The organism is Streptomyces sp. NPDC014870, assembly GCF_043081505.1.
Classification (GTDB): domain Bacteria; phylum Actinomycetota; class Actinomycetes; order Streptomycetales; family Streptomycetaceae; genus Streptomyces.
Genome location: NZ_JBIBWQ010000014.1, coordinates 127,942 through 136,971, shown reverse-complemented (window position 1 = coordinate 136,971; position 9,030 = coordinate 127,942). Strand labels below are relative to the sequence as shown.

Below are 9,030 nucleotides of genomic sequence, written 5' to 3'. Positions count from 1 at the left end.
CGCTCCGCTCTCCCGCGCCGCCTGTTCGGTTGGGTTTTTTTTTTTGTTCGTTGCGGTGTCGGGGGTGCGCGCTTGGGGGGGGTGGGGCCCCCCCCCCCCCGCCCCCCGGGGGGGGGGGGGGGGGGGGGGGGGGGGGGGGGCCCCCCCCCGCGGCCGGAAGCCGAGGGACGGAGAAGCCGTCGGGTCAGCTCGGGGGCTGGTCCTGTCCGCGCTGCTTGTCGATGTACTCCTGCGCCTTCTGCTGCGCCTGGTCGACCTGGCGCGCGTGCTTGCCGCCGGTCTTCTGGTCGACCGCGTCGCCGGCCTTCTCGACGCCCATCTTGGCCTTGTCTCCGTGCTGGCCCATCATGCCCTTGAGCTTGTCCATGATCCCCATGGTGTACGACTCCTTCAGAAGGGGATGTACGGCTCATTCGACGCTACGTGCCCGGTGTCGATTCCGCGCGTCGAGCGCCGAATGGTCTGGACCACGCGGCGGCCTGGCTAGGATCCCCGCGTGACCGGCTACCTCAGGACCTCCGCCCTCGCCGCCGCCCTCGCGGCCACCGTCCTCATAACCTCCGGCTGTACGGAGAGCCCGGGCGGCTCCCCGTCCGGAGGCGCTTCCGGCGCCCCGGGCGCGGGTGGCTCCGCGCTCCTCGCCGTCGACGCGCTCACGGTGAAGGGCCGGGCGCCGAAGACCGGCTACGAGCGGGAGAAGTTCGGCCGTGCCTGGGCCGACGTCGACGGCAACGGCTGCGGGACCCGCGACGACATCCTCAAGCGCGACCTCACGGACGTCCGCTTCAGGGACGGCCGCTGCACGGTCGCCTCCGGCGTCCTCGCCCACGACCCGTACACCGGGAACCGCATCGACTTCGTCCGGGGCCGCAGCAAGGTCGACATCGACCATGTCGTCGCGCTCTCCGACGCCTGGCAGAAGGGCGCGCAGAAGTGGGACGCGCAGAAGCGGCGCCGCTTCGCCAACGACCTTATGTTGGCGGCATAGATGTCTCACGGTGACGTGTCTCAGGGGCGGGGTGGCTGCGTGTCCAAACGGTGTCTCACGAGCGACGTGCTGCGTGCCGGTGCTGCACTGGCTGTCGGGATGTTCCTGGCGGGCTGTACGGGAAGCGGACTGTCCGGCGAGAGTGGTTCATCAGGCGGTGACTCGTCCGCCAAGTACGGAGCCAGCCCTTTGGCCGCCCCTGACGGAACGAAGCCCGGGCTTGCCCCGATCGCGTCCGAGAAGGACGAGACGACAGCGCGTGAGCTGATCTTCAAGCTGTCGACCAAGGGGCGAGGGCCGAAGACCGGATACGACCGGGACGAGTTCGGCTACGCGTGGATGGACACGGCGGACGGTGTGCCACTGGCCCGGAACGGCTGTGACACGCGGAATGACTTGCTGAAGCTGCACGGGCAGAACGTTCGGTTCCGCGACGGCTCCGACTGCGTGGTCGTCTCGATGGACCTGTACGACCCGTACACCGGCAAGGACATCGACTGGAAGAAGGCGAAGGCCGCCGAAGTGCAGATAGACCATGTAGTGCCGTTGTCGTACGCCTGGCAGATGGGCGCCGCTCGCTGGAGCAAGGAGAAGCGGCAGCGGCTGGCCAACGACGTGCTGAACCTCCTGCCGGTCTCGGGATCCACGAACTCTGCCAAGCGCGACTCGGGGCCGGCGTCCTGGCTGCCGCCGAACAAGGCGATCCGGTGCTCTTATGCGGTGCGGTTCGCACAGGTCGCGGAAAAGTATGAGCTCCTAGTGACGGCCTCGGACAAGGAAATGATGCTCAAGCAGTGCGGGGACTGAGAGCACCTCGATGACCTGGGGAAATGCCGTCGCCTTTGCGCTGAGGGACGCCTATGCTCCGTTGCCGTGGCTGATCGCATACAGAAGATCGTGAAGGAACTGCCGGCCCTGAAGAGTGTTACCGACGTCTGGAAGGTGGCCGACCGTCGTCTGGCACAAGGGGACGCTGCCTTCGTCGCGGACCTCGGCATCGCGCTCGCCGGGGCGTATGGCTCCGAGCCCAGGCCGATCTGGCAGTACGGGAGCGTCTTCGACCACCTGCTCCGGCTTCTGGCCACCAATCCCGGCCCCGGGAACGTGGTTCAGGCGCTGCGGCTGGTCTCCTCGACGGAAGTCGCCCAAAGGGAGTTGGATCACTACACGGCATCCTTGCTGGCGTCCGGTCATCCCGCAGAGGAACTCGCCGCGGCGTTCACCGGGAACGCCTCTGAGGAGCTGCGTGCCTGCCTGGTCCATGAGCTCGTGCTCAGGGGCGTCGCAGTCACGGAGACGCCGGGGATCGCAGGGTGGGCGACATCGCCACACTGGAAGCACCATCCTCTGGGTTGGCTGCCCTTGGCGCTGTCAGACGTGGAGGGACAGCCGGATCTGCCGAGCTACAGCACCCGGGGCAGCAGCCACTCGATGCCGTACGGCCCGTCGGAGAACGTTCGTGTGGCGGTCGAACGCGGGGCACACGTGCCGTCGGCCGAGGAGACGACGACCCCTGCCGTTGCCAAGCGCATCAGCGCGGCCGTGGCGAACTGGGCCGAGGAGTCGAACGGACGAATCGAGGCACGAGTCTTCGGCCTGGCAGCTCCTCTGGACGCCGAATCGGTGCCGAGTGTGTTGCTGACGCTGGAGCTGCAGTGCTTGAAGGACGCGGGGAGGAAGACCGCCTTCTCGGTCGTGGCCTGTCCACCGGACCAGGCATGGCGGGTGCTCTTCGCCGCCGCGTCCTCGGGAGGGGCCTACAACTCCGGTGCTCGCGGTGCCTACGGCCGACTGGCCGCGTGGCAGTCCCTGGCCTGCCTCGCCGGGGCCGCGGAGGGTGTCCCTGCTGAGGCGGTCGAAGCACGTGCACGAGAGTGTGCCTGGTACGGCTTCGACGCCGCCACCAAGTGGTTCGAGCGCGTGGCCTGGGACATCGGCCTTGCCTCGGTCTCTCCAGAAGGCCGACGGCTGGCGGTGCTGGCCGCGACGGACACCGACTGAGCACCGTCCTGCATGCTGCTTGCGACTGAGGGAGTCAGGTGGCCGGTTCCTGCGATCGCCTCAGTTGTTTGACCACGTCTTTCCGGCCTCCGTCGAGTTGAGCCTGAAGTCGCCGGGTGTCCGCCTCCAACTCCGCGTTCCTGAGGGCCAGGACCTGGATCTGGTTTGCGTACGCCGCGACGGTGGCACGCAGTTCTCTGATCTCGTCCGCCTTCTCCTTCCGGAGTTCCCGATCGGACTGTTTCAGGCGTGTGATCTCCTGCCTGAGCTCGTCGGACTCCGGACGTCTGGCCTCGGGAGAGCCGAGAATCCCCTTGATCACCGGGGCGACGGGAGAGCGGTAGTACGAGGCTCGGGAGACACCGGCCTCGGCGCAGATGTTCACCGCCGACGTGCGGCCGTCCGTGATCTCGGGGCGGCCGAGCATGAGCTGCTCGAAGGCGCGCATGATCTTGTGGTCGATGTCGGTCAGCCCGGAGTTCTCCCGGGCCAAGCGGGCGAAGGCAGTGCGGACGGTCAGGAGGGTCTCGTTCGTGGAATCCGTCATCGGCGGGTGTCCTCGTGGTTGATCTCGGCGATCAAGTGGGTGAGCGTGGCCAAGTGCTCGGTGATGGCCAGCTGCTGGAGTCGCGGGAGGCCGGTTGCCTCGCCCAGTTCGGCTTGTGCCATGTCGTGTGCGCGCTCCAGGCGCGGCAGATGGACGGCGGAGCGACGCGAGTTGGGGCAGCGCATGCACATGTCGAGCATGGGGACGGGGCGTCCCAGGGGCTTGGCCCGCTTGCGGCACACGGCTGTCTCCGCCTGGTAGAAGCAGTCGTTGAGTACGCCCGGGTGCAGGGTCTTGGTCAGGTGATGCAGCAGTGTCCTCAGCCGGGACGGGCTGGCCACCGCGCCCGGCAGGTCACCGAGTTCACGGCGGATGCGGTCGAATTCGGCCTCGATGCGCTGAGCGGCACCACCTGCGGAACGACCGCCCTCGTTCCAGTCGTGGTAGAGGTCCTCGACGTAGTCGAGCTTGGCGACGGCTTCCTCGGCGGCCACCTCGTCGGCGAAGCCGGAGGCGGAGGTCCCCGCGTATCCCTCGAACATGGTGATCGCGGCGTGCTTGTATTGGCGGGCGCCCGCGACCACGCCGAAGGGCTGGTGGGCGATGTGCCAGGCGAGGCTGCGCCGGAACTGCCTGGTGTCGAAGGCCCAGGGAAGCGCCGTGGGCTCTGGCGCGTCTTCCTCGGCCTCGTCTTCCTCGTCCGGTGAGTGCACGTCCGGGGGCGTTGTCGTCAGCGGGATATAGAGCTCATCCGCCGTGCTGAACAGATCGTTGAGGTGGTTGCGGAAGGCTCTGATGCGCTGGGGCATGTTGCTGAGGAGCACGTATCCGTTGCGGCCACCGCCGTCGTAGCCGAAGAGGTGACCGGGGTCGTCGTTGATCTCCTTGAGCACGGCAACGGCGCGGTGTACGACGTCCAGGACGACCCACTCGGCTTCGTCTCCGCTGAGCTTGCGGTCCTTCCCCTTGTAGACCCGTCCGCGGAGTCTGTACCGGGGCCGCCCGTCGGCACCGGTCTCGGTAGTGGCGCAGTCGCGGTCCAGCTCACGCACTTCCACGTCCCGCATTCCCGACAGGTAGGCAATGACGATCCAGCACGCCGTGCGCAGGAAGGACAGCTCGTTGGCCAACGTGACGGGGCTCAGCGGCGGGCGCCACGGCCTGCCGGTGGTCGGCCACTCGGACATCGGAGTGTCCAACCCGCCTTCCTCGTAGCCGATGTCCTTGCCGGCCTCGGCCATCAGCGGTCGCAGGTGTGCGGCGTTCCCGCAGCCGGCCAGGAGAGAGACGAGGCGGTGATTCGGGCTCTGCGGTACGCCGTCGACGGTGACGGTGTTGGGCACGGTGTGCACGGTCTCGAGGGGGAGCGCGGGGATGCCCCGGCCGGCCGCGCGGCGTTCGGCGATGAAGGCCAGAACCCGTTCGCGTGCCTGGCCGTGGCCGAGGTTCCGGCCCTTGCGTGCTGCTTCGAGCGTGGCAATCTCCCGCTGGGCGGCGAGAATGTCGCCGCTGGCCTTCTCCACGTAGAAGACCGCTGCCCGCAGCAGCGGCGCGAGGACCTCCTCTGGGATGCGTGGGGTGGCGTTCTCTCCCTTGACCCGCCGCACCCCGGCGACGGCATAGGCGCTGCGGCCGTTCCAGGGCAGGACGTTCAGCCGGTCCTGGGACAGGAACGGCCCGTGCGCCGCGAGGTGTTTGAGAAGTGTGATGTTGCGGACGGCATTGCCCGGGCTGGGCTTCCACCTCGTCAACACGGCGTCCAGGTGCATACGGCCAACAGCGGACAACCGTGGGGCGCCCACCTCCCGCAGGTCCTTCATCACGGCGATGAAGACGCGCAGCTCTCCGGCCGCTGCCGTGGCCTTCATGGGGCCGAGGCCCAGGGAGCCCCGGTGGAGGCGGGAGGCGACGTACTCCTTCGCTGTGCGCCGTGTCACCGCATCGCCGATCTGCGCGAAGTCGAGCCGCCACGTCCGCCAGGTGCGGGGCAGCACGCACCGCAGGTCCCAGACGTCCTCGGACAGGAGCGGACCCCGGCTCGGCAGGCCCAGCGTGAGCCGCTCCGGGAGCACGTACTCCAAGGCCGAGGGCAGGTCGTGATCACCGGTTCGTTGCTTGGGGACGGCAGTCATGCGATGACCTCCAGGAACGACGCGGGCAGCAGCAGGTGATCGCCGCCGCCCTCGGCGATGACCTGCGCCGTGGCGATCTGGCGCGTGCTGAATCGGGCGCGGACACCGTGGACGATGCGATCCCACGCGAGGCCGAACCGCGCGGTCCACTCAGCAGCCGGATACTCCTCGCGCTGCCGCTCCAGGAAGTCCAGAAAGGACAGCAGGCTAGGCAGGTGGCGGCTGGTGAACACCGCGTTCGGGCATTCCAGGCAGCCCCAGGCCGGGACGGGGCAGGCAGCACCAGGCTTGCGCGCGAACGGTGAGGCGAAAAAGTCGCGGCAGGAGGCGAGCCATACGTCCTGCTCGCCGGAGAGCGCCGACTCGATCTCGCGCGCGGTCAGTGAGGCCTGGCCGTCGTCGAGCCGTGCGCCGTCGTCCGACAGCACTACAGGTGGTGAAAGCGCCGCACCGAGCGCCTGCTCAAGGCCCGCCTCCACTGCCTGCTCGTGGGTTTCCTCGTGCGCGCCGATGTCCGCGTAGTGCTTCGCTGCGACCGGCCGGGTGTGGCCGGAGGCGAAGTCCTCAAGGACCCCGCCGGCTCGCAGGTACTGACGGGACTTGACGGTCTTGCGTACCCGCCGCAGGTCCAGGGCGACCGGCCCGCCGTCACGGTCGGTGAGGCGGTCGAGCCCACGCTCGTACATCCACTGCCGGCTCACGGCCGACCCCTGGGGACCGTCGAAGGGTGCCCGGGCCTGCCCGTGACGACCGACGTCGCACCACAGTGCGTCGCTGTCGATCAGCTCGCGGGTGCGTTTCGTCAGGCGCAGGGCCAGCCGGATCACGCCACCGGGGAAGCGCAGCGATCCGCCATCGGTGACCCTGACCGTCTTGTGCGTGGAACCCGGGGCGCGCTTCTTGATGTAGGCGATGCTGACGTAGCCGCGTGCCGGACTCGCCAGGCAGTCGGAGCGCAGCTGCCGGATGCACTCGGGTTCCATGCCCGTCTGACAGGCGAGAAGGAGCAGGAAGGGCACCAGATCCTTAGCGGTGAGGTGGAGACGACCGTTGAGTTCCTCTCTTCCGCCCAAGGGGCGCAGGACCTTGTACGAGGCGTCGTCGACGGTCAGCGGGCCGTGGTGTGCGATGTACCAGAGGATGTTCTCCAGCCGATCCCACCCGTGTTGGCGCGGGTCGCGGCCCGTGGCCGCCAGATTCTCGCCCTCCAGGATTCGGTCACGGATGCGGGCGACATCGTCCCGGGCGGCGTTCTCCAACGCGTCGAGCACCGGGAACGGGTACGCGTCGAGGGGCTTCGACGCCCGATGGGCCGCCGCCGACGTGAAGCCCAGGCGGGCGTGGAAGGCGGCCCCGAAGGCGTCGTGGTGCGCCTCGTGCACCAGCTTCAGAAGCCGCACGAGGTACGTCATGGTGAGGTACGGCTCCTTGCTCGTCCCTCCGTACTGAGCGATCAGACGCGTCTCGAACGCGTCCAGTAGATCGGGCTCCAGGTCGCTGAGACGCAGGTCGGAGGCGGAGTCCGGTAGGACAGCGGCCGTGAACTCGACGAACTCCCGGATGCGTTTGACGACATAGCGGACGCCATTGCGGTCACGCAGGGTGCCGGGAGCGCTGATGACTTCGGCGAGTGCGGTGGCGAGGGCGCGGGTGAGACGGGGACACGGGAGCCCTGACAGGTCGATGCTTTCGGGACTCCCGTTGAGATCCACGGTGAAGATCACGGGGCCGATCGTCGGCACGGGCTCGGCCGCGGTGGGGGTCTCGACAGCGGCAGGGAAGCGGACGCGGCGCGGGCTCACCGGTCCTCCTCCGCATCCAAGGGGATCCGCTCGAAGGCGGCGGCCTGTTCGTCCCAGTCGCCGAGAGCGGCGAGGACGATCTCCTGGGCCTCGTCCAGGACGTCGAGGTACGTGTAGACGGTCGCCTCGTGGCGATGGCCGAGCAGGAGTTGGAGCTTGCGCAGGGGGTTGCCGATGAGCAGGCGCTTCACTTCCGCGTGGGTGAACCGGCGGTCCTCACGCATGCCGAGTGCCCGGACGGTCTGTCGCAGCAGCAGGCCGAGCATGTGCACCGCGAACGTGTGCCGCAGGGTGTGCGGGTGGACGTCGAAATCGATCCCGAAGGCGGCACACCGCTCGTTCGCCCGCTGGAAGACCGACTGCCAGGTACTGCGCCGCAGCGGCAGTCCGTTCTCACCGAGCCACAGACACAGGGGACCGACCGTGCTTCCTCGGCTGTTGACCTGGACGAGTCGTGCCCGGTCCGCCGCACCGATGCGCGAGTACGACCAGCTCGTTCCGTTCTCGACCACCAGCGCGTGCCGGCTCACCCGGCGTACCGGCAGTCGGTCCGCATCCGTTTCGTACACGCCTCGGACGCGCCGCCGCTGCACCAGCTCGTCACGCTCCATACCGACGTAGTGGTGCAGGTCGCGGGCCACCCGGGGGCGGACGTACACCGTGCGTGTCCTGCCGCGCTTGGCTACGGCGGCCGAGACGGTGATGTCGCCGATCAGGCGTCTGCCGGTCACCGGTGGCAGCTCCGTCGTCAGCAGGCTCGCGGCCTCGCCCAGCCGCATGCCGGTGCAGACCAGGAGGTCGGCGAAGAGAGCGTTGCGTTCGCCGTTGCGCCCGCGCCACTTGGCGTCCGGAGAGCCGTCCGGCAACAGCCCGCGCAGCCCGACGTCCCGCCAGAGCATGAAGTCCTCGTGTGAGAGGAACCGGATCGGCTGCCGGGGCACCTCGGGCTCGGCGTCGGCGTTGACCCGTACGCGCTTCGGCCCCTGAGGGGACACCACGGTCTTGTCGACGTACCGGAACGGCTCGGCGGGCAGCAGTTCCTCGTACAGCGACCACTGCACCCACTTGTCGAGTGCGGCGACTGAGCGGTTCCAGGTCGCCACCGAGACGCTGCCCGGTCCGTCGCCGTGAAGGCGTACGGCCTTGTAGGCGCGGAGGTCGGCACCGTTCGTGTCCCAGATGGACTTGCCGCCCCGGGACTCGTGCAGGAAGCGGCAGTAGAGCATGACGTCGGTGCTGTAGGCGATGCGGCTGTTCTCCGATCGCACGCCCCAGTTCTCCAGGTCGCGCAGGAAGCGGTTCAGGTGGTGGTCGTAGCCGCCGTCCGGTCCGAGGATGAAAGGTCTGCCCTCGTTGGCTCCGGCTCGCTGAAGGACCGCGCCCCCGTCGAAGCGAAGTGGGTCGATGGGTGGCGCCCCGAGCGCCGTCCGGTGCAGTAGCACCGGCGTCCCGGCACTGGCATCCGCCTCTTCCAACTCCATCACGCGCGAGCCACCCTCCCCGGTGTGAGACAAGCTGTACGCGCACATAACGGAGAGGTCGGTGAGACAGTTACGGGTG

Annotated in this window: 7 protein-coding genes and 1 pseudogene; 3 read left to right on the top strand and 5 right to left on the bottom strand. The window is 68.6% G+C overall.

Going from position 1 to position 9,030, the window contains the following annotated elements:
• Nucleotides 1-184 precede the first annotated feature (184 nt).
• The gene (locus tag ACF09C_RS34210) at nt 185-376 is read right to left on the bottom strand and encodes an antitoxin (RefSeq protein WP_392097166.1); all 192 of its coding nucleotides are present in this window, start codon (nt 374-376) and stop codon (nt 185-187) included.
• 120 nt (nt 377-496) lie between these two features.
• Between ACF09C_RS34210 and ACF09C_RS34205 the strand changes: the two are divergent.
• The 3 genes and pseudogenes from ACF09C_RS34205 to ACF09C_RS34195 form a co-directional block, all read left to right on the top strand.
• Nucleotides 497-970: pseudogene (locus tag ACF09C_RS34205) on the top strand (HNH endonuclease family protein); the annotation flags it as partial.
• Nucleotides 971-1,087: 117 nt separating this feature from the next.
• Nucleotides 1,088-1,795, top strand: a complete 708-nt coding sequence (locus ACF09C_RS34200) for an HNH endonuclease family protein (RefSeq protein ID WP_392097349.1) — start codon at nt 1,088-1,090, stop codon at nt 1,793-1,795.
• A 66-nt stretch (nt 1,796-1,861) separates the two neighbouring features.
• Nucleotides 1,862-2,989: a DUF6183 family protein gene (locus ACF09C_RS34195; protein ID WP_392097164.1), complete on the top strand. Its 1,128-nt coding sequence runs from the start codon at nt 1,862-1,864 to the stop codon at nt 2,987-2,989.
• Between the two features lie 34 nt (nt 2,990-3,023).
• On the opposite strand, the gene ACF09C_RS34190 is transcribed toward ACF09C_RS34195, so the two are convergent.
• The 4 genes from ACF09C_RS34190 to ACF09C_RS34175 are packed head-to-tail and all read right to left on the bottom strand — an operon-like array spanning nt 3,024 to nt 8,951.
• Entirely contained in the window at nt 3,024-3,536 is a 513-nt protein-coding gene (locus tag ACF09C_RS34190; protein WP_392097163.1) for a hypothetical protein, read from the bottom strand.
• Nucleotides 3,533-5,668: a hypothetical protein gene (locus ACF09C_RS34185; RefSeq protein ID WP_392097162.1), complete on the bottom strand. Its 2,136-nt coding sequence runs from the start codon at nt 5,666-5,668 to the stop codon at nt 3,533-3,535. Before ACF09C_RS34185 ends, ACF09C_RS34190 begins: the two co-directional genes overlap by 4 nt.
• Nucleotides 5,665-7,470 (bottom strand): hypothetical protein, encoded by a 1,806-nt coding sequence (locus ACF09C_RS34180; protein ID WP_392097160.1) that lies wholly within the window; start codon nt 7,468-7,470, stop codon nt 5,665-5,667. Before ACF09C_RS34180 ends, ACF09C_RS34185 begins: the two co-directional genes overlap by 4 nt.
• Nucleotides 7,467-8,951 (bottom strand): tyrosine-type recombinase/integrase, encoded by a 1,485-nt coding sequence (locus tag ACF09C_RS34175; protein ID WP_392097158.1) that lies wholly within the window; start codon nt 8,949-8,951, stop codon nt 7,467-7,469. The genes ACF09C_RS34180 and ACF09C_RS34175 overlap by 4 nt, the downstream gene beginning before the upstream one ends.
• Nucleotides 8,952-9,030 lie beyond the last annotated feature (79 nt).